Annotated in this window: 20 protein-coding genes; 8 read left to right on the top strand and 12 right to left on the bottom strand. The window is 61.6% G+C overall.

Annotated features, from left to right (window positions below; translation table 11 throughout):
• Nucleotides 1-3: 3 nt before the first annotated feature.
• Complete coding sequence (locus tag NF676_RS16140) at nt 4-897, bottom strand: LysR family transcriptional regulator (protein WP_056789167.1); 894 nt, start codon at nt 895-897, stop codon at nt 4-6.
• A 96-nt stretch (nt 898-993) separates the two neighbouring features.
• Between NF676_RS16140 and NF676_RS16135 the strand changes: the two genes are divergently transcribed.
• Nucleotides 994-1,470: a (R)-mandelonitrile lyase gene (locus tag NF676_RS16135; protein ID WP_056789169.1), complete on the top strand. Its 477-nt coding sequence runs from the start codon at nt 994-996 to the stop codon at nt 1,468-1,470.
• 324 nt (nt 1,471-1,794) lie between these two features.
• On the opposite strand, the gene paoC is transcribed toward NF676_RS16135, so the two are convergent.
• The 4 genes from paoC to NF676_RS16115 form a co-directional block, all read right to left on the bottom strand.
• Nucleotides 1,795-3,993 (bottom strand): aldehyde oxidoreductase molybdenum-binding subunit PaoC, encoded by a 2,199-nt coding sequence (paoC, locus tag NF676_RS16130; protein ID WP_252886382.1) that lies wholly within the window; start codon nt 3,991-3,993, stop codon nt 1,795-1,797.
• Entirely contained in the window at nt 3,990-4,946 is a 957-nt protein-coding gene (locus NF676_RS16125; RefSeq protein ID WP_252886381.1) for an FAD binding domain-containing protein, read from the bottom strand. Before NF676_RS16125 ends, paoC begins: the two co-directional genes overlap by 4 nt.
• Nucleotides 4,943-5,566 carry an aldehyde dehydrogenase iron-sulfur subunit PaoA gene (gene paoA, locus NF676_RS16120; RefSeq protein ID WP_041480864.1) on the bottom strand — a complete coding sequence of 208 codons (624 nt, stop codon included), beginning with the start codon at nt 5,564-5,566 and terminating at the stop codon, nt 4,943-4,945. Before paoA ends, NF676_RS16125 begins: the two co-directional genes overlap by 4 nt.
• A gap of 270 nt (nt 5,567-5,836) precedes the next feature.
• A complete protein-coding gene (locus NF676_RS16115; RefSeq protein WP_252886380.1) occupies nt 5,837-7,591 on the bottom strand; it encodes an L-lactate permease in 1,755 nt (584 codons plus the stop codon).
• Between the two features lie 244 nt (nt 7,592-7,835).
• On the opposite strand from NF676_RS16115, the gene NF676_RS16110 reads away from it, so the two are divergent.
• The gene (locus NF676_RS16110) at nt 7,836-8,042 is read left to right on the top strand and encodes a hypothetical protein (protein ID WP_016775135.1); all 207 of its coding nucleotides are present in this window, start codon (nt 7,836-7,838) and stop codon (nt 8,040-8,042) included.
• A 51-nt stretch (nt 8,043-8,093) separates the two neighbouring features.
• Here NF676_RS16110 and NF676_RS16105 read toward each other — a convergent pair whose 3' ends face one another.
• Nucleotides 8,094-8,375, bottom strand: coding sequence for a hypothetical protein (locus NF676_RS16105; protein WP_252886379.1), 282 nt, complete (start codon nt 8,373-8,375; stop codon nt 8,094-8,096).
• A gap of 280 nt (nt 8,376-8,655) precedes the next feature.
• Here NF676_RS16105 and NF676_RS16100 point away from each other — a divergent pair, with 280 nt between their 5' ends.
• A complete protein-coding gene (locus tag NF676_RS16100; RefSeq protein WP_236168641.1) occupies nt 8,656-9,678 on the top strand; it encodes a hypothetical protein in 1,023 nt (340 codons plus the stop codon).
• Nucleotides 9,679-9,768: 90 nt separating this feature from the next.
• Complete coding sequence (locus NF676_RS16095) at nt 9,769-10,389, top strand: TetR/AcrR family transcriptional regulator (RefSeq protein WP_024013291.1); 621 nt, start codon at nt 9,769-9,771, stop codon at nt 10,387-10,389.
• 146 nt (nt 10,390-10,535) lie between these two features.
• Here NF676_RS16095 and preA read toward each other — a convergent pair whose 3' ends face one another.
• The 3 genes from preA to hydA all read right to left on the bottom strand — a co-directional run bounded on the left by preA (nt 10,536) and on the right by hydA (nt 14,782).
• Nucleotides 10,536-11,810 (bottom strand): NAD-dependent dihydropyrimidine dehydrogenase subunit PreA, encoded by a 1,275-nt coding sequence (preA, locus tag NF676_RS16090; protein ID WP_252876496.1) that lies wholly within the window; start codon nt 11,808-11,810, stop codon nt 10,536-10,538.
• Nucleotides 11,811-13,178, bottom strand: a complete 1,368-nt coding sequence (locus tag NF676_RS16085) for an NAD(P)-dependent oxidoreductase (protein ID WP_252886378.1) — start codon at nt 13,176-13,178, stop codon at nt 11,811-11,813.
• 164 nt (nt 13,179-13,342) lie between these two features.
• Nucleotides 13,343-14,782 carry a dihydropyrimidinase gene (hydA, locus tag NF676_RS16080; protein ID WP_150741059.1) on the bottom strand — a complete coding sequence of 480 codons (1,440 nt, stop codon included), beginning with the start codon at nt 14,780-14,782 and terminating at the stop codon, nt 13,343-13,345.
• Between the two features lie 624 nt (nt 14,783-15,406).
• On the opposite strand from hydA, the gene NF676_RS16075 reads away from it, so the two are divergent.
• From NF676_RS16075 to NF676_RS16060, 4 genes are all read left to right on the top strand, one after another.
• Nucleotides 15,407-16,891: an NCS1 family nucleobase:cation symporter-1 gene (locus tag NF676_RS16075; RefSeq protein ID WP_252867800.1), complete on the top strand. Its 1,485-nt coding sequence runs from the start codon at nt 15,407-15,409 to the stop codon at nt 16,889-16,891.
• Between the two features lie 234 nt (nt 16,892-17,125).
• Entirely contained in the window at nt 17,126-18,409 is a 1,284-nt protein-coding gene (locus NF676_RS16070; RefSeq protein ID WP_252886377.1) for a Zn-dependent hydrolase, read from the top strand.
• A gap of 201 nt (nt 18,410-18,610) precedes the next feature.
• Nucleotides 18,611-20,107, top strand: a complete 1,497-nt coding sequence (locus NF676_RS16065) for a helix-turn-helix transcriptional regulator (RefSeq protein WP_252886376.1) — start codon at nt 18,611-18,613, stop codon at nt 20,105-20,107.
• A 140-nt stretch (nt 20,108-20,247) separates the two neighbouring features.
• A complete protein-coding gene (locus NF676_RS16060; protein WP_150635024.1) occupies nt 20,248-20,505 on the top strand; it encodes a DUF1652 domain-containing protein in 258 nt (85 codons plus the stop codon).
• A 1,076-nt stretch (nt 20,506-21,581) separates the two neighbouring features.
• Here NF676_RS16060 and NF676_RS16055 read toward each other — a convergent pair.
• The 3 genes from NF676_RS16055 to NF676_RS16045 all read right to left on the bottom strand — a co-directional run bounded on the left by NF676_RS16055 (nt 21,582) and on the right by NF676_RS16045 (nt 24,586).
• Nucleotides 21,582-22,349 (bottom strand): SDR family oxidoreductase, encoded by a 768-nt coding sequence (locus NF676_RS16055; RefSeq protein ID WP_041480848.1) that lies wholly within the window; start codon nt 22,347-22,349, stop codon nt 21,582-21,584.
• Nucleotides 22,350-22,386: 37 nt separating this feature from the next.
• On the bottom strand, nt 22,387-23,454 hold the full coding sequence (locus tag NF676_RS16050; RefSeq protein ID WP_056789195.1) for a phosphotransferase family protein: 1,068 nt from the start codon (nt 23,452-23,454) through the stop codon (nt 22,387-22,389).
• 163 nt (nt 23,455-23,617) lie between these two features.
• The gene (locus NF676_RS16045; protein WP_056789197.1) at nt 23,618-24,586 is read right to left on the bottom strand and encodes a 2-hydroxyacid dehydrogenase; all 969 of its coding nucleotides are present in this window, start codon (nt 24,584-24,586) and stop codon (nt 23,618-23,620) included.
• Nucleotides 24,587-24,608: the final 22 nt, after the last annotated feature.

The following is a 24,608-nucleotide window of genomic DNA, read 5'->3' as shown; positions in this document are numbered from 1 at the left end:
GGGTCAACCGCGATAGCGCAACGCCTCCAGCAACAACGCAAACGCCGGCGCCGCCTGGCGTCGGCTCGGGTAGTACAGGTGATAACCGGAAAATGCCGGGCACCAGTCTCCCAGCACCTGGACCAGGCGACCGTCCGCCAGAAACGGCGCAACGACGTTTTCCGGGATGTAGCTCAAACCGAAACCGTCCAGCGCGGCGTCGAGCAATGGGTACACGCCATTCAGGGTGACCTGGCCGGAGACGCGCACTTTCAGGCTTTCACCATCCTTTTCGAACTCCCACGAATACAGTCCGCCATTGGTTGGCAGGCGCAGGTTGTTACAGGCGTGGTCGGTCAGGTCGCGCGGGGTTTGCGGTGCAGGGCGCCGGGCGAAGTAGGCGGGGGAGCCTACCACCGCCATGCGCATGTCCGGGCCAATGCGAGTGGCGATCATGCCTTGGGCGACGTCTTCGCCCAGGCGCACACCGGCATCGAAGCCTTGGCCGGCGATGTCGACGAAGCCATAGTCACAGCAAACCTCGACGGACACATCCGGGTACTGCGGCAGGAAATCCTGCAACACCGGACGCAGGATCCAGTTCAGCGAATGGTCGGTGGCGCTGATGCGGATCTTGCCCGCCGGGGTTTCGCGCAGGTTGCTCAGGGCGGCCAGTTCCACTTCGATTTCGTCGAAGCGCGGGCCGATGGTTTGCAGCAAGTGTTCGCCGGCCTCGGTCGGCGACACGCTGCGCGTGGTGCGGGTCAGCAGGCGCAGGCCGAGTCGCGCCTCGAGACTGCGAATTGTGTGGCTGAGCGCCGATTGCGACACGCCGAGTTTGGCTGCGGCCTTGGTGAAACTGCGTTCACGGGCGACGGCGAGAAAGGCGAGCAGGTCGGTGGCGTTTTCCCGGAGCATTGATGATCGTCCTGCATAAGTTTTTTCGGATTCTAGTCGATTATCCAAAGAGTGCGGATCGCTACAGTGCTTGCATCATTTATTGGAGGAAAAGCCATGAACCCGATTGCTGCTTCTGCACTGACGCTTTCGCTGCTGGCTGGCGAGGTGTATGCCACTGAAAATCCGCGTGTCACGGTCACACCGAATGGCTCGCAACCGTCGGCCAAAGGCCCGGCTGACTGGTTTACCGGCACGGTGCGGGTGGATGCGCCGTTCAAAGGTACCGACGAGGCGCGGGTCAGTGGCGCGACCGTAACGTTTGAGCCTGGCGCGCGAACGGCGTGGCATACCCATCCGCTGGGGCAGACACTGATCGTCACCTCGGGGGCAGGGTTCGTGCAGGAGTGGGGGCAGCCAGTGCGGGAAATCCGGCCGGGCGATACCGTGTGGATTGCTCCGGGCGCCAAGCATTGGCACGGGGCAGCGCCGACGACGGCGATGAGTCATATCGCGATTGCCGAAGTGCTGGATGGCAAGGTGGTGGACTGGATGGAGCAGGTCGGTGATGAGCAATATCCGAAGACCGAGTGAAACCGCGCCCCTCACCCCAGCCCTCTCCCGAGGGAGAGGGAGCCGATTGGGGGATGCTCGAGACGTTCGGCATTCTGCAAACGTGGTGGTGAATCCACTCGACCCCTAGCACCCCATGCAGGTGCGCTAACAGCATGCGACTCACCCCAGGCGTCTCCCGGGGGAGTGGGAGCCGACCGAGGTGTCTTGCGATGTGCATCGACCTGAACTTGCCGTTGCGATTATGGATACACAGAAAGACTTTCACGTCGCTGCACATCCTGAATATACCCGGATCGGTCCCCTCTCCCTTTGGGAGAGGGCTAGGGTGAGGGGCTTTTCGCTTCAGATCATCTCCGGCAACGAATCAAGAATCTTGTCCAGCGTAATCGGATACTCCCGCACCCTCGCGCCGGTGGCGTTGTAGATTGCATTCGCCACCGCCGCGCTCACGCCGCAAATCCCCAATTCACCTACGCCCTTGGCCTTCATCGGCGACGAAATCGGGTCGGTTTCTTCGAGGAAGATCACTTCCTGATGCGGAATGTCGGCGTGCACCGGCACCTCATACCCGGCGAGGTCATGGTTGACGAAAAAGCCCAGACGCTTGTCCACCGCCAGTTCTTCCATCAACGCCGCGCCGACGCCCATGGTCATCGCGCCGATGACCTGACTGCGCGCCGACGTCGGGTTGAGGATCCGCCCCGCAGCGCACACCGCGAGCATGCGTCGTACGCGAACTTCGCCAGTGGCGGCGTCGACGGCGACTTCGACGAAATGCGCGCCGAAGGTCGATTGCTGATATTTCTCGGCCAGATCACCGAACTCGATGCTGTCCTCGCCGACCAGTGCACCGCCTTCAGCCGCGTTGCGCAGCGGCAGGCTCTTGCTGCCGACGCGCACCTGACCATCGGCGAACTCCGCCTGATCCGCCGCCAGCCCCAGCTTCTGCGCCACCGCTTCGCGCAATTTCACGCACGCAGCGTAGACCCCGGCGGTCGAGCAGTTGCCGCCGAACTGGCCACCGGAACCGGCCGACACCGGGAAGTCCGAATCGCCCAGGCGCACCACCACATCACTGAGACCAACGCCCATCATCTCGGCAGCGGTCTGCGCGATGATCGTGTAGCTGCCGGTGCCGATATCGGTCATGTCGGTTTCGACGACGACCTTGCCGTCACGCTCCAGGCGCACACGGGCACCGGACTTGACCAGCAGGTTGTTGCGAAACGCCGCCGCCACACCCATGCCGATCAGCCAACGGCCTTCACGACGGCTGCCCGGTTGCGCCTTGCGCTGATCCCAGCCGAATTTCTCCGCGCCGATCTGCAGGCATTTGACAAGTTGACGCTGGGAGAACGGCCGCTCGGTTTTCACCGGGTCGACTTGAGTGTCGTTAGCGATGCGGAACAGCACCGGGTCCATCTTCAGTTGTTCGGCCATTTCATCCATGGCGATTTCCAGCACCATCAGCCCCGGCGCTTCACCCGGCGCGCGCATGGCGTTGCCTTCGGGCAGGTCGAGCGGGGCGAGGCGCATGCTGACGCGGCGGTTTTCTGCGGCGTAGAGCAACTGGCTCGGTTGCGCGGCCAGTTCAACCTTGCCGTCAGCAAGGTTGCCTGACCAGCCTTCATGGGCGATGGCGGTCAGCTTGCCGTCCGCCGTGGCGGCCATGCGGATGCGCTGAATCGTTGCCGGGCGATGGGTGGTGTTGTTGGCCATTTGCGGGCGGGCGAGGGCGACTTTCACCGGCCGCCCCGCCATGCGCGCGCCGAGAGCGGCGAGGATCACGTCGGCGCGAATAAACAGTTTGCCGCCGAAACCACCGCCGATGTACGGCGAGACCAATCGGACTTTTTCCTTCGGCAGGCCGAGGGTTTTCGCAATGTCACCGACACTCCAGGCGACCATCTGGTTCGATGTCCACACGGTCAGTTGATCGCCTTTCCACGCGGCCAGTGTGGCGTGCGGTTCCATCATCGCGTGGGACTGGTCTGGCGTGGTGTAGGTCTGATCGAACTGCACCGGTGCGGCGGTGAAGGCCTTGTCGAAGTCGCCGTGATTGACGTCGGGCAGCTCGTCTTTCGGCTCGACGCCGAGGTCTTTGACGCTGGCCAGATCGAACTTGCCCTCGGTGGTTTCGTAATCGACCTTGACCAATTGCGCGGCGGCGCGGGCCTGTTCGAAGGTCTCGGCAACCACCAATGCAACGGCTTGCTGGTAATGCTGCACTTCGGGACCAGCGAGCAGATGCGCAGCGTTGTAATCACCCTTGTCGAGCTTGCCGGCATTCTCGGCAGTAACGATCGCGAGCACGCCGGGCGCCGCTTTGGCCTCGCCCAGATGAATGGCTTTGATCCGCCCTTTGGCGATCGCCGAATCGACCATGAAGCCGTAGGCCTGATTGGCCGCCGCTTCATGTTGTTCGTAGGCGTAAGTGGCCTGGCCGCTGGTTTTCAGCGGGCCTTCGACGCGCTCGGTGGGCTGGCCGACGACCTTCAGGCGGTCGATGGGATTGGTGGTGGCGGGCGTGTCGAATTTCATGCGGTTTCCCTCGCTTGCGCCAACACCGAGGCCAGCGTGCGCTCGACCAGTGTCAGTTTGAATTGGTTGTCATCGGTGGGCGTCGCGCCTTCAAGCAGGCGTTCACTGACTGCTTTGGCACCCTTGGGCAGCAACGCTTCAGCGGCTTCGACCCGCCACGGTTTCGGCGCAATGCCGCCGACGGCGACGCGGCCGGTGCCGTCCTTTTGCAGGATCAGACCGACCGAGACCAGGGCAAACGCGTAAGACGAGCGATCCCGCACCTTGTGATAAATGTGCGTGCCGCCAACCGGCGCCGGCAGGCTCACGGCGGTAATGAATTCGCCGGGCGTGAGGCTGGTTTCGATGTGCGGCGTGCTGCCCGGCAACTGATGGAAATCGGCCATGGGAATGCTGCGCGTGCTGCCGTCAGGCTTGACCGTTTCGATCTGCGCATCCAGCGCGCGCATGGCGATGGCCATGTCGCTCGGGTGGGTGGCGATGCAAGCGTCGCTGACGCCGATGATCCCCAACTGCCGGGTGACCCCGCCGATCGCCGCGCAGCCGCTGCCCGGATTGCGTTTGTTGCACGCCTGGTGGGTGTCGTAGAAGTACGGGCAGCGGGTGCGTTGCAGCAGGTTGCCGGCGGTGGTCGCCATGTTGCGCAACTGTCCGGAAGCCCCGGCGAGCAAGGCGCGGGAGAGCAGGGCGTAGTCCTTGCGCACGCGCGCGTCGGCGGCCAGATCGGTGTTGCGCACCAGCGCGCCGATGCGCAGCCCGCCCTCGGGGGTGGCCTCGATCTGGTCCAGGCCGAGGTGGTTGATGTCGATCAGGTGCACCGGGGTTTCGATGTCGAGTTTCATCAGGTCGAGCAGGTTGGTGCCGCCGGCGATGAACTTGGCGCCTTCGACGTGCGCAGCCTGGGAAGCGGCTGCGGCAGGTGAGTCGGCGCGGCTGTAATTGAAGGCTCTCATGCCGGCACCTCCGCGACTTCAGTGATGGCTTCGATGATGTTCGAGTAAGCGCCACAGCGGCAGATATTGCCGCTCATGCGCTCCTGCAGTTCGGCGGCGATCAGCTTCGGCGGCTCGGTCAGGCTCGGGCTGACGTGGCTGGGAATGCCGTCGCGGATTTCCTTGAGCACGGCGACCGCCGAGCAGATCTGCCCCGGCGTGCAATAGCCGCACTGATAACCGTCGTGCTTGATGAACGCGGCCTGCATCGGGTGCAGCTTGTCCGGCATGCCGAGGCCTTCGATGGTGGTCACCTCACTGCCGTCGTGCATCACCGCCAGGGTCAGACAGGAGTTGATCCGCCGACCGTCGGCGATCACCGTGCAGGCGCCGCACTGGCCGTGGTCGCAGCCTTTCTTGGTGCCGGTCAGGTGCAGGTGTTCGCGCAAGGCGTCGAGCAGAGTGGTGCGGGTGTCTACTTCGAGGGTTTGCGGTTTACCGTTGACTTGCAGGGTAACTTGACTCATGGCCGGTTGCTCCAGACTGGCCGCGTAGGCCTTGAGGCTGATAAAGGGGGGCATAGCGAACGCCGTCGCGGTTACGGCGCCGAGGATCATGAAATTGCGTCGGGAAATCGGCATGGTTCGATTCCTTTTCTCTCATCGGGCGGCAGGATTGCAAAAGGCCCAAACGGGCGCGCCGGCATGCATGCCAGTCTCGTAAAAGGAGTGACCGCCGGAGAGGGGAAAAGGTTTTGTCGGATTTGCGCTATAGAGTTATGTGCTGAACTCATCAATTGGCCTGTGGGAGCGAGCCTGCTCGCGAAAGCGTCGGGTCAGACCCAGCCGCTGCTGGATCTGCCGACCTCTTCGCGAGCAGGCTCGCTCCCACAGTGGAGTTGTGTTTTGCAGTTATGGCCCACCCACCACCATCGAGGTAAACGGTGCGACATACGCCTGCAACGTCACCAGCCCGCCGACCAGAATCGCCAGCACGATCGAGTGGAAGAACACGTAACGCAGGATCTCGCCCTCATGCCCGTACCAACGGGTCGCGGTGGAGGCGACAACGATCGACTGCGCGTCGACCATTTTGCCCATCACCCCACCGGAACTGTTCGCTGCCGCCATCAGCACCGGACTGATACCCAGCTGTTCCGAGGTGACCCGTTGCAATCCGCCAAACAGCACGTTTGACGCGGTATCGGAACCAGTCAGCGCCACCCCCAGCCAGCCGAGCAGCGTGCCGAACATCGGGTAGAAAATCCCCGTCGCCGCAAACGCCAGGCCCATGGTCGCATCCAGTCCCGAATAGCGGGTGAGGAAGCCCAGCGCGAGCATCGCCGCAATCGTGATCAGTGAAAACCGCACCACCCACAATGTGCGCAGGTACTGCTTGATCAATTGCGGGATCGAATAACCCATCAGCAAGCCGCCAACGATCGCCGCCAGCAAGATCCCGCTGCCGGTCGCGGTCAGCCAAGTGAATTTGTAAATCGCTTCCTCGGCTTTCGGCGCCGCGACCACGGGCGGCACTTTTTCTATTTGCAGATGCAGACCGGTGAAGGGCACCGCCGGGGCGAAGATCGGATTGGCCTCGCGCACCGGTTTGCCTTGCGGGTCGAGCTTGGCCGATTGCGTGACCGGGTCGATCACCGGGCGCGTATCGAACATGTTCTTGAAGCCCTGGGTGCCCCAGGCAAACACGAACACCGTGAGAATGATCCACGGCATCCACGCGCGCATCACTGCCGGGCGCGCCTGATCGCTGAACGCGGCGCTGGCGGTGACTGTTTCTTCGTCGACCTTGGAGTTGTCGACGCGCCCGGACAGCGCCGCCGAGGTATGGATCGTCGCCGGTTTCCACACCTTGAGGAACAGCGTCAGACAGGCCATGGAAATCAGCGCAGCGATGACGTCCACCAGCATCGGCCCGTGGTAGTTGGACACGAGAAATTGCGGGATGGCGAAACTCACCCCGGCCACCAGAATCGCCGGCCACACCTCGAGCATCTTGCGCCACCCGGCAAAGGCCCAGATCAACCAGAACGGCACCAGCACCGAGAAGAACGGCAACTGCCGCCCGACCATCATCGACAGCTCCATCTCGTCCAGCCCGGTGACTTTGGCCAGGGTGATGATCGGCGTGCCCAGCGCACCGAAAGCCACTGGCGCAGTGTTGGCGATCAGCGCCAGGCCCGATGCGGCCAATGGCGAAAAACCCAGGCCGATCAGAATCGCACCGGTCACCGCCACCGGCGTGCCAAAGCCTGCCGCGCCTTCGAAGAACGCACCGAAACAGAAGGCGATCAGCAGCAATTGCAGACGTCGATCATCGGTGATGCGCGCGAGGGAATCCTGCAACACTTTGAACGAACCGTTTTCGGTGGTCAGGCGATGCAGAAAGATGATGTTGAGGACGATCCAGCCGATCGGCAGCAAGCCATTCGCCGCGCCGAACAGCGCGGCCGAGCCGGCCATGCCCGCTGGCATGTCGAAGGCGAAGATCGAGATCAGCAGGGCGGACGCGAGCGCCAGCAAGGCTGCCAGATGTGCCTTGACGTGAAAGAACGCCAGCGCCGCGAGCATCACCACCACCGGCACCGCGGCCATCAGCGTGGAGAGCACCGGGTTGCCGAACGGGTCGTAGATTTGCTGCCAGACCATGGTCCACCTCTGCTTATTGTTATTGAGGGCGCAGATCCATTGCATGGGGGTTGGTTGCAAGCAGTATAGGTGGCATTCCGCCGCCGTTCGGGCATGGCGAACGGGCCGACCAACGGTCGATAGTGGCCACTGAATCAACGTGCTTTTGCCCGGTCGTATCTGCGGCTGCGCGCACTGCGTCCCGAAGACGCGGGCAGCGTGGCGATTTCCGTCGTCAAGACCTTGGGTTTTAGGGAAGTGTTGAATGAAGCAAGCGACAACGATGCTGCTCACTGTGACCGCCGCCGTATTGCTGAGCGGCTGTATTGCGGATTTTGATGATGACCACCGGCATGGCCGGCACTACGACCGCGACCACGGCCGCTATTACGACCATGACCGGCGTTGGGACGACCGCGATGACGACCGCCGCGATGGCCGTCGTTATCACCGTGATCGCGATGATGACTGATTGAAAGCAGAGGGCGTTCCCGTTAAAGGAACGCCCTCTGTGCATCAGCCTTCAGTTGAAAAAACGAGCGTTCGCCTGGACGCGGGATCGCGCAGGCACCGGGGCCTCGTGATCGAGCAGATGGGTGGCGAGTATGTCGCTCAGAAAACGGAACTGATTGTTGAGGCCGACCACTTCATTGCTGAAATGATTGCTGGCGGCGGGCATCAGCAGATCGTCGAAATCTTCGTTGAACACCAGTGTCTGCGCCTTGCGCGGCACGACGTGCTGTTGGTAGTAGTTGCTGCCGAACACCGGGAAACTCACGGAGAGGGTGACTTGGGTGTGGATCATGATGTGAACGCCTCGTTGTGTTTCGGATGAGTCAATCGTGCCTTTCATCATGGGAGGGCGGAAGGCAATCGTGGCGATGGTGGATATCGATGGTGGTGATGGTTGAGGTTTGCGGTGCTGCTGATGGCGCCTTCGCGAGCAGGCTCGCTCCCACAGGTGCAACACATTTCAAATGTGGGAGCGAGCCTGCTCGCGAAGAGGCCGGAACCTTCAGCATCGGAATCGACTGACCTGCCTATACTCAAACCTGCACCTCCCCAAGCCAAAGGACACCACCACCGTGAACCCACGCGCGCTGGTCGTCGCCGCACTGTTTCTGCTGGCCGGCTGCGCCTCCTCGGCTCGGGCGCCGGTGAGCGCGCCGCAGGCGGTGGTGGTGTCGGCGCAAACCTGGCAGCAGATCGACCGCGAGATCCTCAGCGCATCGCAACAGGCCACCGAGCAGGTCAAGCTGTTCGCCCGTGGCTCGATGGAACATTGGCGCACTCGGGTCTATCAGCAAACTGAAGAAAATTTCATCCCTTGGTTCAGCAGCTACTGGACCCAGGAATGGCTGTCGATGAAGGTCAGTTGGTACACGATCAGCGCCGGCGGTGAGCAGGATGCTTCGGCGAAACGGCTGGCGGCGTATCTGCTTGAGCAATATCAGGAAAAAGTCCTCGCGCCGGTAGCAGTGGAGATCGATCCGGATGCGATTCTGGCGCAGGCCACGGCGTTCTATGCGCAGTTGATGGCGCAGCAGATGCCGCTCATCGCCCAGCGTCACGGTGTGCCGATTGCGCAGCTCAACGGACGCTTGCAGAAGATCCCGGCCATCGCCCTCGGCCCGCCGCCGGCGCGGGATGCTTCGCTGTTCAAAGTCATCAGCACCGAGCCGCTGAACACCCTCCCGGCGTACGCCGCGCTGATCGACAAGATCCACACCGACGGCGGCGCCAAGGGCATCTCTTCCACCGAAGCAGCCATGGCCCCGGTGGCCAAGCGCGCCAGCCAGCGCATCGAAGCCGAAATGGCCCCGCGCGGCGCCGCCAGTGCGGTGGCGGCAGCGGCGGGGAAACTGGCCGGGGCGATGATTTCGGTCGGCGTGGCCGGCATACGCGCAATCATCCAGGCCAACGACCGCCCTGACAGTGAAGCGCTGATTCGCAGCAGCCTCGGCAACACCTTCGACAAGGCCTGGCAGAAGCTGCTGCAAAATCCGACCACGGGCGTGATGGCCGGCACGTTGCACATGGCCGGGCAGGTCGAAGGCAATTTGGGCGTGAGTGAACCAACGCCTATCGGTGTGAGCGCTGTGCCATAGCGCCTGCACCTGTGAAGTTTTGTTGGCGGCGGTCGCGCCCGGATCAGAGCGGATGCTAGTCTTGCGCAACGCTGTTGTCAGGGAGCCCACATGGGCAATCACAAGATCGAGATTCGCCGCAGTAACGTCGAGAAAATCCTGCTAGCGGCGGAAAAGGTTTTCGCCGAAAAAGGCTTCGGCAGCACCGCCATGGCGGACATCGCTGCCGAAGTGCAGTTGCCGCGTTCCAATCTGCATTACTACTTCAGCACCAAGAGCGAGCTGTACAGCGCAGTGCTGTTCGATCTGCTGGAAGTGTGGAAGCAGGACGCGCTGTGCTTCGAGATGTTCGACGACCCGCGCGTGGTGCTGAGCAGTTACATCCGCGCCAAGATGAATCATTCGCGCAGCCGGCCCTATGGCTCGAAAGTCTGGGCCAACGAGATCATCCACGGCGCGCCGACCCTGGGCGAAGCGCTGGATGCGAGCCTGTATGACTGGGCGAAGATGAAGGAGGCGAAGATTCGCCAGTGGGTCGAGGACAAGCGGATCCTGCCGGTGGAGCCGTCGGGTTTGCTGTACATGATCTGGGCGTCGACCCAGCACTACGCCGACTTTGATCATCAGGTGAATATTCTCAATGATCACCAGCCGTTGTCGGATATGCAGTTCGAGCGTGCGGTGCAGACCGTGACAGGTGTGATTTTGCGCGGGATCGGGCTGGAGCCTTGAAGAGCACCATCAAGGGCTTACCCTCACCCCAGCCCTCTCCCAGAGGGAGAGGGGGCCGACCGAGGTGTATTGAGAGGTACATCGACCTGAAAGACCGTGTCGATTATGGATTTGATCGTTCCCACGCTCCGCGTGGGGACGATCAATTAAACCGCGACGTGGTAGGGATTGCGCGGATCATGATTCCAGTCCAGAAACGGCTTGCCCGTTTCCATCGGTACCATCTCGATGCAGTCGGCCACGGGGCAGGTGATCTGGCACAGATTGCAGCCCACACATTCCTCATCGATCACTTCATATTTATGCGTACCGTCGGCCTGTTTCAAACTGCCGATCGCCTGGTGTGACGTGTCTTCGCAAGCAATGTGGCAACGCCCGCAACCGATGCACGCCTCTTGGTCGATCTTCGCGATCACCTGGTAGTTGATATCGAGGTACTTCCAATCCGTGGTGTTGCCCACGGCGCGCCCGGAAAACTCGGCGATATTGGCGTAACCCTGGCTGTCCATCCACCGCGACAAGCCGTCCTTCATCTCGTCGACAATGCGAAAACCATGCAGCATCGCCGCCGTGCACACCTGCACCGCGCCGCTGCCCAGCGCCATGAACTCCGCCGCGTCGCGCCAGCTGCCGATGCCGCCGATGCCGCAGATCGGCAAGCCCTGGGTCTGCGGATCACGGGCGATTTCCGCGACCATGTTCAGCGCAATCGGCTTGACCGCCGAACCGCAATAACCGCCGTGGGTGCTTTTGCTGCCGACGGTGGGCAGGGCGACCATATGGTCCAGGTCGACGCTGGTGATCGAGTTGATCGTGTTGATCAGCGACACCGCATCGGCGCCACCACGATGCGCCGCACGGGCAGCGACGCGGATGTCGGTGATGTTCGGGGTGAGTTTGACGATCACCGGCAGCGAGCAGTATGTCTTGCACCAGCGCGTCACCTGTTCGACATACTCCGGCACTTGGCCGACCGCCGCGCCCATGCCGCGTTCGGGCATGCCGTGGGGACAGCCGAAGTTGAGTTCGATGCCGTCGGCGCCGGTGGCCTCGACCAGCGGCAGGATGTGTTTCCACGACTCCTCGACACACGGCACCATCAGCGACACGATCAGCGCGCGATCCGGCCAGTCCTTCTTCACCTGGGTGATTTCGCGCAGGTTGATTTCCAGCGAGCGGTCGGTGATCAGTTCAATGTTGTTGATGCCCAGCACTTCGCGATTGGCACCGTAATGCGCCGAATAACGCGAGGAAACGTTGACCGCCGCCGGATCCTCACCGAGGGTTTTCCAGACCACGCCACCCCAGCCCGCTTCGAAGGCGCGGACCACGTTGTAGGCCTTGTCGGTGGGCGGCGCGGAGGCCAGCCAGAACGGGTTGGGCGCTTTGATACCGGCGAAGACTATCGAGAGATCGGCCATTTACGCAGCCTCCACGTTGAGCATCAGTTGAGCGTTGATCGCCTCGGCGGCGCGTTTGCCGTGCTGCACTGCTTGCACGGTGAGGTCCTGATCGAGACTGGTGCAGTCGCCGCCGGCATACACGCCGGGGACGCTGGTGCGCAGGTTTTCATCGACCGCGATGCGTTCGCCCTGACGCTTGAGTTCGCGCGCCAACGGATCGCTGAGGGTGCTGTCATCGAAGCTCTGGCCGATCGCTTTGAAGATCGCATCGGCAGCCAGCTCAAAGGTTTCTCCGGTGGTTTGCAGACGCCCTTCAACCAGATCGGTGCGGGCGAAACGCATGCCGCGCACGCGGCCCTGATCATCGAGCAACACCTGCTCCGGCTGCGCCCAGGTCAGCAATCGCACCTGATTGGCTTTGGCGATGTCCTGCTCATGGTGGGTGGCGCCCATGTCTGCCGCACCACGGCGATACACCAGATTGACGTCGCGCGCGCCGAGGCGGGCCATCTGCACGGCCATGTCGATCGCGGTGTTGCCAGCGCCGAGAACGATGCAGCGTTCGGCCAAGGGCAACTGCGTGAGGTCATCGGCCTGGCGCAGTTCGCGGATGTAATCGGTGGCGGCGAGCAGGCCCGGCGCGTCTTCGTGGGCCAGACCGAGTTGCTTGCTGGCATTCAGGCCGAGGCCGAGGAATACCGCGTCAAACTGCTGATGCAGTTCGCTGAGGGTGAGGTTTGCGCCGAGTTTCTGGCCGTGGCGGATTTCTATCCCGCCAATCTGCAGGAGAAAGTCCAGCTCCTTCTGCGCGTAGTCATCGACCAGTTTGTACTTGGCGATGCCGTACTCGTTGAGCCCGCCGGCCTTTTCCCGTGCTTCGAAAATCACCACATCATGCCCGTGCATCGCGCTGCGATGGGCGCAGGACAACCCGGCCGGCCCGGCGCCGACCACGGCGATACGTTTGCCCGTGGCCGGGGCGCGCTGGAACGGATGCTCGGCGAAATGCGCGTTGTCCACGGCATAGCGTTGCAGCAAACCAATCAGCACCGGCGCGCATTCCTGCGCGTTGTTGCGCACGCAGGCCTGCTGGCAGAGGATTTCCGTCGGACAGACCCGCGCGCAACTGCCGCCGAGGATGTTTGCCGACAGGATTTTCTGCGCCGCGCCTTGGACGTTGTCTTGATGGATGTTGCGGATGAACGACGGGATATCGATTTCGCTGGGGCACGCATTGACGCAAGGCGCGTCGTAGCAATACAGGCAGCGCGAGGCTTCCAGATGCGCCTGCCGGGTATTGAGCGGCGGCGCCAGATCAGTGAAATGGCCGGCGAGGGCGGCCGCGCTTTCGTGCGGGTGGGGGAGGTGGTTCAGGGTCTCGATCACGGTTCATGGCCTCATGGCTAATTGAGGTGCTGCCTCTGGTGGGCAGTGGTTGATCGTTCCCACGCTCTGCGTGGGAATGCCTCAAGGGACGCTCTGCGTTCCAATGGGACGCAGAGCGTCCCGGGCTGCATTCCCACGCAGAGCATGGGAACGATCACTAGGGGTCAGCGTTTAACGGCAGTCGGTTTATGCAACTCCGCCCGCTTGCTCAACAAATCAAACACCGCCGGATAGGCCGGCCGTTCGATGTAGCGTCCGGCGCCGCGTTCGGCGCGCAGGTCGCCGTCGGCCCAGACCACGCGGCCCTGGCTGACGGTGTGGCTCGGCACGCCGCGCACGGTCTTGCCTTCGAAGATGTTGAAGTCCACCTGCTGATGGTGGGTCTTGGCGGAAATGGTCCGTGTGCCTTGCGGATCCCACAGCACCAAATCGGCATCGGCGCCCACGCGGATCGCACCTTTGCGTGGATAGAGATTGAAAATCTTCGCGGTGTTGGTGGAGGTCAGCGCGACGAAATCCTGCATCGACAATCGTCCGGAGTTGACGCCTTCATCCCACAACACTGCCATGCGGTCTTCGATGCCGGCGGTGCCGTTGGGAATCTTGCTGAAGTCGTCGCGCCCGGCGGCTTTCTGCTCGGCGCAAAAGCAGCAGTGGTCGGTGGCGGTGGTGTGCAGATTGCCGTTCTGCAGCCCGTGCCACAGCGCCTCCTGATGGCCGCGCGGACGGAACGGCGGGCTCATCACGTAGCCGGCGGCGGTCTGCCAGTCCGGGTGTTGATAGACGCTGTCGTCGAGCAGCAGATGCCCGGCCAGGACCTCGCCGTAAACCGGCTGGCCCTTGCTGCGTGCGTAGGTGATTTCGTCGAGGGCTTCCTTGGTGGAAACGTGCACCAGGTACAACGGCGTGCCGATGGTTTCGGCGATACGGATCGCCCGGCTCGCGGCTTCACCTTCGACCTGCGAAGGTCGCGACAGCGGATGCGCTTCCGGCCCGGTAATGCCCTGAGCCATCAGCTTGCGTTGCAGGTGATAGACCAGCTCGCCATTTTCCGCGTGCACGGTCGGCACCGCACCGAGTTCCAGGCAGCGCTCGAAACTCGCCACCAGAGTGTCGTCGGCGGCCATGATCGCGTTCTTGTAGGCCATGAAATGCTTGAAGCTGTTGATGCCGTGGTGGCTGACCAACTCGGCCATTTCCTCGCGCACCTGCTCGCTCCACCAGGTGATTGCGACGTGGAAGCCATAGTCCGACGCGGACTTTTGTGCCCAGCCGCGCCACTGATGAAACGCTTCCATCAGCGATTGCTGCGGATTGGGAATGACGAAGTCAATGATCGAGGTAGTGCCGCCGGCCAGACCGGCAGCGGTGCCGCTGTAGAAATCTTCGCTGGCAACGGTGCCCATGAACGGCAACTGCATGTGCGTATGCGGATCGATGCCGCCGGGCATCAGGTACTGGCCACTGCCGTCGAGCACTTCTGCGCCGGCGGGAATGTCGAGGTTTTCACCAATGGCTTTGATCACGCCGTCAGCGCAATAGACGTCGGCGCGGTAACTTTCATCATGGGTAACAACGGTGGCGCCACGGATCAACAGAGACATTCCGGATTCCTCGCAGGCATGACCGACTTGTGCCGGTTCTAAATGTTTTATTGAAGTACAGCGGCGCAGTTCGTATTCCTGTCATCGCTGTCAGGAATAGAAACTAGTCGCGATTTCAAGAATGATCAAGAATATTTTTTATAAGCTTATAGCTGTTTCAAGCTATTGATAAATAAAGATAAAAACGAGAAATCACCAAAATGGGTAGGGCGCTCACCATTTTGACGCACTTGACAGGATGGAAATATGAGCAAGATTTCCTATGTGAAATCAGCCGCTTGAAGTTGTGCTGCGGTTGCGGGTTCACCGACAAAAATAAATGCAGTGCACCAGTTTGAGTCCTGACACTTCGGACAACTTGCCCGACGTTTAGCCTGAGCGTTCAGACAAGTTTTCCCGGACTCAGCGAATATTCAATTAAAACTGATGAATATCAGAAAGTTGCAAAGCGTGCAGTGCACCGCCCAAGCGTTCAGCGCCAGACCCGGCACGTTTATTGATGCCGCCGCTGACACCATGGCCGGTGCGTGAAAGTTGTCAGTTCCTCCGGCCATCGTCCGGCTGGCGCCGTATGCGCTCGCCGCCTGATGAGCAAAAAATAATCAGAAGAACAGTGGAGCGGCCATGCAACAGACCAGATCACAAGTGACCGAGCGCGACGGCTTGTTCGAGCTCGAAGCCGGCAACGACGTCCTCGACAGCCCCCGTTACAACCACGACATGGCACCGACCAAGGTGCGCGAACGCACCTGGAACAAATGGCACATCACCGCGCTGTGGGTCGGGATGTCGATTTGCGTGCCGACCTACACCCTCGGCGGCGTGCTCACCGCGTATTTCGGCTTGAGCGTCGGCGAAGCGCTGCTGGCGATTCTGTTTGCCAACGTCATTGTGTTGATTCCACTGACCCTCAACGCCTTCCCGGGCACCAAGTACGGCATTCCGTTTCCGGTGCTGCTGCGCTCGTCGTTCGGCATTCTCGGTTCCAACGTGCCGTGCCTGATTCGCGCGTTGGTGGCGTGTGGCTGGTTCGGTATCCAGACCATGTTCGGCGGACTGGCGATCCACCTGTTCCTCGGCTCGGTGTTCGAGGGCTGGAAATCCCTCGGCGGCACCGGCGAGGTGATCGGTTTCATGGTGTTCTGGGCGCTGAATCTGTGGGTGGTGATTCGCGGCGCCGAGTCGATCAAATGGCTGGAAACCTTGTCGGCGCCGTTGTTGGTGGCGGTGGGCATCGGCCTGCTGGTGTGGGCGATGCCCAATGTGTCGATGACTGAGTTGCTGGCGATCCCGCCCAAGCGTCCGGAAGGCGCCAGCGTGGTCAGTTATTTCGCGGCAGGGCTGACGGCAATGGTCGGCTTCTGGGCCACGCTGTCGCTGAACATTCCCGACTTCAGTCGCTACGCCAAGAGCCAGAAGGATCAGATCCTCGGGCAGATTTTCGGTCTGCCGCTGACCATGTTTCTCTTCGCTGCGCTGGGCGTGGTGATGACCGCCGCATCGGTGAAACTGGTCGGCGTCACCGTGTCCGACCCGGTCACGCTGATCGGGCATATCCAGAGCCCGGTGTGGGTGGCGGTGGCCATGGCGCTGATCATCGTTGCCACACTGTCGACCAACACCGCCGCCAATATCGTCTCGCCAACCAATGACTTCCAGAACATCGCGCCGAAGGTGATCAACCGCACCAAAGCGGTGTTGCTCACCGGTCTGGTCGGGCTGGTGCTGATGGGCCATGAACTGCTGAAAAAGCTTGGCCTGATCGTTTCCGACATCAGCCTGGAAACCGTGTACTCAAACTGGCTGCTGGGCTACTCGAGCCTGCTCGGGCCGATCGCCGGGATCATGGTGGTGGATTATTTCCTGATCAAGAAACAGCGACTGGACCTCGCCGGGCTGTACCGCGATGACGTGTATCCGGCGTGGAACTGGGCCGGTTTTCTCGCCTTTGGCGTGCCGGTGGCGCTGACTCTGCTGTCGCTGGGCAGCGACGCGTTCAGCTGGTTCTACAGCTATGGCTGGTTCACCGGCTCGGCGTTGGGCGGAATTATTTATTACGGGTTGTGCGTGATGCGGGCGCAGCCTTCTGCCGTGAAAACAGCGGTGTGAGCAAGGCCTTTTCGCGAGCAGGCTCGCTCCCACATTGGAAATGCATTCTGACTGTGGGAGCGAGCCTGCTCGCGAAGGAGATGCTCCATACACCGCCGAAACTGATCGTTCCCACGCTCTGCGTGGGAACGCAGCCCGGGACGCTCTGCGTCCCAACAGCGGACGCAGAGCGTCCATGGATGAATGCCCACGCAGAGCGTGGGTACTATCGGCATCAGCATTGAGGAGATCCCCATGAACGCAGCCGTAGACGTTCTGCAATCCACCCATCAGCACATCAATCGCGATCGCCTCTGGGCCTCGCTCATGGAACTGGCGAAACTCGGCGCCACGGTCAAGGGCGGCGTCTGTCGCCTGGCCCTGACCGACCTCGACCGCCAGGCGCGCGACCTGTTCGTGCAGTGGTGCAAGGACGCCGGTTGCAACGTCACGGTCGATGCCGTCGGCAACATTTTCGCCCGGCGTGCCGGGCGCAACCCGAACCTGCCGCCGGTCATGACCGGCAGCCACATCGACACCCAGCCCACCGGCGGCAAGTTCGACGGCTGCTTCGGCGTGCTCGCCGGCGTCGAAGTGCTGCGCACCCTCAACGACCTTGGCGTGGAAACCGAAGCGCCGCTGGAAGTGGTGGTCTGGACCAACGAAGAAGGCTCACGCTTCGCCCCGTGCATGATGGGTTCCGGGGTCTTCGCCGAGAAATTCACCCTCGAAGAAACCCTCGCCAAGGTCGATGCCGACGGCGTCACGGTCGGCGAAGCACTGAATGCAATCGGCTATGCCGGCCCGCGCAAGGTCAGCGGGCACGCGGTCGGCGCCTATTTCGAAGCGCACATCGAGCAAGGCCCGATTCTCGAGGACGAAGAGAAAACCATCGGCGTGGTACTCGGCGCGCTCGGGCAGAAGTGGTTCGACCTGAAATTGCGCGGCGTCGAAGCCCACGCCGGTCCGACGCCGATGCACCTGCGCAAGGACGCCCTGGTCGGCGCCTCGGTGATCGTCGGCGCCGTCAACCGCGCCGCCCTCGGCCATCAGCCCCACGCCTGTGGCACGGTCGGCTGCCTGCAAGCCTATCCCGGCTCGCGCAACGTGATTCCCGGCGAAGTGCGCATGACTCTGGATTTTCGCCACCTGGAGCCGGCGCGGCTGGATTCGATGATTGCCGAAGTGAAACAAGTGATCGAGGCGACCTGCGAAGAGCACGGCCTTTCTTACGAATTGACCCCGACCGCCGACTTCCCGCCGCTGTACTTCGAAAAAGGCTGCGTGGAAGCGGTGCGCGGCGCAGCGAAAGGGCTGGGTCTGTCGCACATGGATATCGTCAGTGGCGCCGGGCATGACGCGATTTTCCTCGCCGAGCTCGGCCCGGCGGGAATGATTTTTGTGCCATGCGAGGGCGGGATCAGCCACAACGAAATCGAGAATGCCGCGCCGGATGATCTGGCAGCGGGGTGCGCGGTGTTGTTGCGGGCGATGCTCGCGGCGTCGGCGATGGTGGCGGCCAGCGAGCGTGCCGCCTAAGGTAAACACACCCAGTAAACCTGTGGGAGCGAGCGTGCTCGCGAATGCGCCGGGTCAGTCACCGAATGGTCTGTCTGACCCAGCGCTTTCGCGAGCAGGCTCGCTCCCACAGGGGTTTTTTGGCGATTTTGGGGTTGTGGCACGATCCCGATCCGCTGCGGTCGTACTCTTCACCTAGCCGCATCACAGTGTGGAGATCCAATGAGCCAGGAAGTCCTGACCACCGAAACCAACCGTCGCCAGTTGCAGCAGATCATCGCCGGGCTGTCGGACGGGGTGATTCTGCTGGAACTCGACAAAAGCATTCTCTGGGCCAACGAAGCGGCGCTGACCATGCACGGTGTCAGCACCATCGGTGATCTGGGCAGCAACGCCGACGAGTACGCCAAACGCTTTACGCTGCGCTATCGCAACAATCATGTCTTGCCGCCGGACAACTACCCGATCAGCCGCGTTGCGCGCTGCGAGGCGTTCAATGATGTGCTGATCGAAGTCTCGTCCGTGGACGACCCGGAGCGGGTCTGGGTGCACAGCGTGCGCAGCATGGTGCTGACCGACCGCGTCGGCCAGCCCGAGTCGCTGGTGCTGATCATGAGCGACGTCACCGATTGGGCCAACGCTGAGCTGCGTTTCGAAAAAACCTTCAATGCCAACCCTGCACCGGCAGTGATCTGCCGACTCAGCGATTTGCGCTACATCAAGGTCAACCCGGGCTTTCTGGAAATGACCGGCTATACCCGCGATCAGGTGATCGGCACTTCGGCTTACGAAATCGATATCTTCGAGCAGGCGGATCAGCGCGATCTGGCTGTTCAGCGTTTGCGCGATGTCGCGACCATTCCGCAAATGCAGGCGGAGTTGCGCCTTCCCGACGGTGGCAGTAAACAGGTGATCGTTGCCGGTCAGCCGCTGCTGCTCAATGACGAGAATTGCATGCTGTTCTCCTTCGTCGACATGGAGCCTCGGCGCCGGGTCGAAGTGGCCTTGCGTCAGAGCGAGGAGCGCTTTGCCAAGGCTTTTCGTCTGACTCCGGTACCGATTTTGATCTGCACCGCTGACAAGCAGGAGGTCATCGATGTCAATCAGGCGTTCCTCGATACCCTGGCCTATGACAGCGATGATGTACTCGGCAAAACCGTGACGCAGCTGAGCTTCATCCACGATGACAGCGCGCGCACGCGCCTGCTGTCGGCGCTGGCGAAGAACGGTCGGGTCGATCGGGTCGACGTGCCCGTGCGCAAGAAGGACGAGGAGTTGCTGGAGTGTGCGGTCTCGGCTGACACCGTGAACATTCACGACACGTCCTGCTATCTGCTGGTGTTGATGGACATGACCGAGCGCAAGCGCACTGAGCTTGAGCTGGTCGCGGCGATCGAAGAGGTGATGAAGGATGCGTCGTGGTTCAGCCGAACGCTGATCGAGAAGCTGGCCAACGTGAAGAAGATCAACTCGCCGCAGCTGCCCAGTGCCTCATTCACTGACCTGACGGCCCGTGAGCGCGATGTCCTAGGCTTGATCTGTGAAGGTCTGGCAGACAAGGAGATCGCTGCGCGGTTGAAGCTGGCGCCCAATACCGTGCGCAATCATGTGGCCACCGTGTACTCGAAAATCGATGTGCATAGCCGCAGCGAGGCGATCGTCTGGGCTCGAGAGCGCGGTTTGTTTTCGGGGGAGTGGGGCACCAAGGGCCAGCGCTGAGGGGTGCAAATGCACTAGTTACAAGGGTGCAAATTCATGTATTGGCCAAGACGTTGTGTTCTTAGGCTGGTGGGGTGCGGTGTGGGCCATTTCGGGCCTGCGATCGTGCCCCTTTTGAAACAGTCATAGGAACAACGTCAATGATGAATCTTGCGCAGTTGCGCGCTCGGCTCGAGCACAGTTTTGCGCCGCTGGCTTGTGAGTGTTCGGTGGATGGTGATCATTCGCTGACGGTCAAGTTGTATCACCGGGATTCGGGGCAGGTGGATCTGGTGATCAGTGGGCTGGATCTGGCTGCGCTGCGTACGCCCGGGGCGGTCGAGGCGTTGGTGGGGGAGTTGCGGTATGAGCTTGAGAGCAATTCCTTGCGTTCTTCGCGGGATCCGGATTTGGCTTAAGCGCGCTTTGGGTCTTGGCGGCCTTTGGGCCGGCCATGCTCTGGGGATTTTGGGTGTATATCCGTTTTTTTGGGTGTTGCGGCTGGCGGTTTCGCCCTTACGGCGAGTCCCTTTTGGCAAACGCCCCAAAAGGAACCAAAAGGTCTTCGCCCTGACGTTCGGCCCGCTCGCTTAGGCTCGGGGTTCCTTCGCTGCGGGATCGATCCTGGCGCAGCGGCTCCGGTTTGCTTCGCTGCACCTACACTCGCTGTGTACGACTGCGTCGTACGGTCGCTGCGCTCCCACGCCCGGATCAATCCCTCCACTCAGCCTGCCGACGGGCTCCAAGATCAAAAGCGGTACTCGAGCTAACGCTCATCGTGTGTAGGAGCTGCCGAAGGCTGCGATCTTTTGATTTTGATTTTGATTTTCTGTGGGAGCGAGCCTGCTCGCGAAGGCGGCCTGACAGCCGACCTGGTTGTTACTGAACTCACTCGATCAAACCTGTGGGAGTGAGCCTGCTCGCGATGAGGCCCTCGCCGACAACCATCATCCCAATCCAGCCCTCTGCCGGACAATCCCCGCAAAACCGACAGCCAATCCCACCCAATCACCCCAATCCACTGGCGCTAACAAGGCGCTCAGCTATAAAGAATGAGTGGTCAGGTCTTCCGCGGCCGGTTGGGTTGCGGGAGTTTGTCTCTCTTTACCGCGGGTCGTCCTATGAATAATCCTGGGAAACGCGTATTGCCGTTGGCTTTTCTTGCTGTGCTGTTGGCCGGTTGTGCCAGTCCTCCACCCCCTGCGCCTGTCGCGCCGCCGCCACCGCCGGAACGTCGGTGTGAGGTGCTGGAAAATACTGAGGTTGCCGGGGATGTGTATGTGGATGGGCAGGTGACGCGCCACATCACCACTACGCGTTGCATAACCCAATAAGCCGGCCAATCCCGCGGATGCAGGAGTTCTGGATTTCGGCACCGCCCCTGTGGGAGCGAGCCTGCTCGCGAATGCGTGGTATCAGTCAAAACATAGCTGACTGACACAACGCCTTCGCGAGCAGGCTCGCTCCCACACGGGTTAGCAATTTGCCCTGGAAATCAGGACAGGAATCCGCCATCCACATTCAGCGCCACGCCAGTGGTGTAGCTCGACGCATCGCTGGCCAGGTACAACACCGCGCCGGCCATTTCGCTTGGATCGGCTACGCGTTTGAGCGGGATCTGGGTCAGTGCCTGTTTCAGAATCGCGTCGTTCTTGACCAGCGCCGAGGCGAATTTGGTGTCGGTCAGGCCGGGGAGCAGGGCGTTGCAGCGGATGCCGAATTGCGCGCATTCCTTGGCGAAGACTTTGGTCATGTTGATGACCGCCGCTTTGGTTACCGAATAGATGCCTTGGAAGATGCCCGGCGAGATGCCGTTGATCGACGCGACGTTGATGATGCTGCCGCCACCGTTTTCGCGCATGAGCTTGCCGGCTTCGACCGACATGAAGAAGTAGCCGCGAATGTTCACATCGACGGTCTTCTGGAACGCCCCCAGATCGGTGTCCAGCACGTTGCAGAATTGCGGGTTGGTCGCGGCGTTGTTGACCAGGATGTCGAGGCGGCCGAATTGTTCCTTGATCCCGGCGAAGACCTGGCTGATCTGCTCCATCTCACCGATGTGGCAGGCCACGGCTGTCGCCTTGCCGCCGGCGGCGATGATGGCGTCGGCGACGTGTTGGCAGCCTTCGAGCTTGCGGCTCGAGACGATCACGTGGGCGCCTTGCTGGGCCAGCAGTTTGGCGATGGCTTCACCGATGCCACGGCTGGCGCCGGAGACGAAAGCGATTTTGCCGTCGAGGTCGAACAACTGAGTCTTGGACATGGGTTTCCCTTGTTGAAAGTCTTGTTATTGGCCCGGATCAGAGGCTGGATTTCTGAATGACCTGCAGGCTCATCTGCTCCAGCAGTTTGTTCATGTGAATGAACTGCGCGAAGCGTTTGTCCTGCGTCTGGCCATGGTAGAAGCGGTAGTAGATCTGCTGCACGATGCCGGCCAGGCGGAACAGGCCGTAGGTGTAGTAGAAATCGAAATTGTCGATGCGGATGCCCGAGCGCTCGGCGTAGTAGTCGACGAATTCGCGGCGGGTCAGCATGCCCGGCGCGTGGCTTGGCTGGCGGCGCATCAGTTGCACCGGTGCCGGGTCGCCGGCTTCGATCCAGTAGGCGAGGGTGTTGCCCAAATCCATCAGCGGGTCGCCGAGGGTGGTCAGTTCCCAGTCGAGCACGCCGATAATTTGCATCGGATTGGCCGGGTCGAGGATGACGTTGTCGAAGCGGTAGTCGTTGTGGACGATGCTCGACGTCGGGTGGTCGGCCGGCATCTTGTCGTTGAGCCAGGCTTTGACCGCTTTCCAGTGCGGCGCGTCCGGGGTCAGGGCTTTTTCGTAACGCTCGCTCCAGCCCTTGATCTGCCGGGCGACGTAGCCTTCAGGCTTGCCCAGATCGCCGAGGCCGCAGGCGTTGTAATCGACCCGATGCAGTTCGACGAAACGGTCGATGAAGCTTTTGCACAGCGCTTCGGTTTTCGCCGAATCGAGGCCCAGCTCCGGCGGCAGTTCAGCGCGCAGGATGATGCCCTTGACCCGTTCCATCACATAGAACTCGGCGCCGATAACGGCTTCGTCGGTGCAATGCACGTAGGCCTTCGGGCAATACGGAAAGCCGTCGCGCAGTTGGTTGAGAATGCGGAACTCACGGCCCATGTCGTGGGCGGATTTGGCTTTGTGGCCAAACGGCGGACGGCGCAGAACGAACTCTTGCTCGGGGTATTCCAGCAGGTAGGTCAGGTTCGACGCGCCGCCAGGAAACTGGCTGATCTGCGGCGTGCCGGTCAGGCCGGGAATGTGCGCCTTGAGGTACGGATCGATCAGGCTGGCATCAAGTTCTTCGCCTGCACGGATCCGGGTGGACTGGTCAGTAAGCGCCATGCTTATCCCTTCTGCTTATTTTGGAGGCCAGACATCATTGGCTAATCTAATGGCGCGCTCGGGTGCTCACAAGCGCGGGTCGGTCTTATAGGTTAGCGTGTTGCTGGATAATCAACTTTGAGAATGGGGCAAAGATCGGCGCGGTTCGACGATGCCACGCGCGTTAATGCACGCGCTGGTTGTTCAACTTGGGCGGCAGGGCGACGGGAGTCAGCACCGGTTGCCCGGAGAAAAACGCCATCAGGTTTTTCCCCACCAGTTCAACGGTGCCTTGCGTGGCTTCGGGGGAAAGCCCAGCGACGTGGGGAGTCAGCACAACGTTGCTGAGGTGTTTCAGGGCATCAGGCACTTCCGGTTCGTGATCGAACACGTCCAGTGCAGCGCCGGCGATACGACGTTGCTCAAGTGCGGTGATCAGGTCTGCCGTTGCGATAACGCTGGCGCGGGCGATGTTGACGATAAAACCCTTGGGGCCGAGCGCATCGAGCACTGCTCGCGTCACCAGATGTTGCGTACCAATGCCGCCGGGCGTGGCAACGACCAGGAAGTCCGAGGCTCGCGCAAGATCGGTGGGTGTCGAGCAGAACGCATAAGCGACTTCGCTGCGCACCTGGCGGTTGTGGTAGCTGATCTGCATGTCGAAACCCAGCTCCGCACGCTTGGCAATCGCCATGCCCACCGCGCCCAGTCCGAGGATGCCCAGACGCTTGCCGGCCAGCGACGGGCGCATGATTTTCGGCCATTCACCGCGGCGCACGGCTGCATCGCAGCGCGGGATATCGCGGACCAATGCCAGCAGCAACGCCATCGCATGATCGGCCACTGACGAGGCGTTGACTCCGGCGCCATTGGTGACGGTGATCCCACGGTCACTGGCCGCTTGCAGATCGACCTGTTCGTAACCGGCGCCGATCACCGTGATGATTTTCAAGGCGGGCAGGGCGCTGATCTCTTGCGCGGTCAGACCCAGCGGGCCGCGAGTGAGCACGGCATCGATGCGACTGCCATGGGTGGCGATGGCTTGCGCACGTTCGGCTGGCGTTGGTGCGAGGATCAGGTGGAATCCCTGATGCTCAAGAATCGGCAGATAGTCATTGATCGTTTCAACCAGTACCAGAACGGTTGCGGGCATTGCGCGGCTCCTGTGATTGGCG

Source organism: Pseudomonas siliginis (assembly GCF_024072275.1).
Lineage (GTDB): Bacteria > Pseudomonadota > Gammaproteobacteria > Pseudomonadales > Pseudomonadaceae > Aquipseudomonas > Aquipseudomonas siliginis.
Note: the sequence above shows the minus strand (reverse complement) of the source record. Positions and strands in the feature narration are given on the sequence as shown.

Coding starts and splice junctions, on each gene's coding strand:
- hydA (WP_150741059.1), bottom strand. CDS start 14,782: ATGTCTCTGTTGATCCGTGGCGCCACCGTTGTTACCCATGATGAAAGT.
- NF676_RS16110 (WP_016775135.1), top strand. CDS start 7,836: ATGAAGCAAGCGACAACGATGCTGCTCACTGTGACCGCCGCCGTATTG.
- paoC (WP_252886382.1), bottom strand. CDS start 3,993: ATGAAATTCGACACGCCCGCCACCACCAATCCCATCGACCGCCTGAAG.
- NF676_RS16060 (WP_150635024.1), top strand. CDS start 20,248: ATGATGAATCTTGCGCAGTTGCGCGCTCGGCTCGAGCACAGTTTTGCG.
- NF676_RS16115 (WP_252886380.1), bottom strand. CDS start 7,591: ATGGTCTGGCAGCAAATCTACGACCCGTTCGGCAACCCGGTGCTCTCC.
- NF676_RS16135 (WP_056789169.1), top strand. CDS start 994: ATGAACCCGATTGCTGCTTCTGCACTGACGCTTTCGCTGCTGGCTGGC.
- NF676_RS16055 (WP_041480848.1), bottom strand. CDS start 22,349: ATGTCCAAGACTCAGTTGTTCGACCTCGACGGCAAAATCGCTTTCGTC.
- NF676_RS16050 (WP_056789195.1), bottom strand. CDS start 23,454: ATGGCGCTTACTGACCAGTCCACCCGGATCCGTGCAGGCGAAGAACTT.
- NF676_RS16105 (WP_252886379.1), bottom strand. CDS start 8,375: ATGATCCACACCCAAGTCACCCTCTCCGTGAGTTTCCCGGTGTTCGGC.
- NF676_RS16045 (WP_056789197.1), bottom strand. CDS start 24,586: ATGCCCGCAACCGTTCTGGTACTGGTTGAAACGATCAATGACTATCTG.
- NF676_RS16095 (WP_024013291.1), top strand. CDS start 9,769: ATGGGCAATCACAAGATCGAGATTCGCCGCAGTAACGTCGAGAAAATC.
- NF676_RS16070 (WP_252886377.1), top strand. CDS start 17,126: ATGAACGCAGCCGTAGACGTTCTGCAATCCACCCATCAGCACATCAAT.
- NF676_RS16065 (WP_252886376.1), top strand. CDS start 18,611: ATGAGCCAGGAAGTCCTGACCACCGAAACCAACCGTCGCCAGTTGCAG.
- paoA (WP_041480864.1), bottom strand. CDS start 5,566: ATGCCGATTTCCCGACGCAATTTCATGATCCTCGGCGCCGTAACCGCG.
- NF676_RS16140 (WP_056789167.1), bottom strand. CDS start 897: ATGCTCCGGGAAAACGCCACCGACCTGCTCGCCTTTCTCGCCGTCGCC.
- preA (WP_252876496.1), bottom strand. CDS start 11,810: ATGGCCGATCTCTCGATAGTCTTCGCCGGTATCAAAGCGCCCAACCCG.
- NF676_RS16125 (WP_252886381.1), bottom strand. CDS start 4,946: ATGAGAGCCTTCAATTACAGCCGCGCCGACTCACCTGCCGCAGCCGCT.
- NF676_RS16075 (WP_252867800.1), top strand. CDS start 15,407: ATGCAACAGACCAGATCACAAGTGACCGAGCGCGACGGCTTGTTCGAG.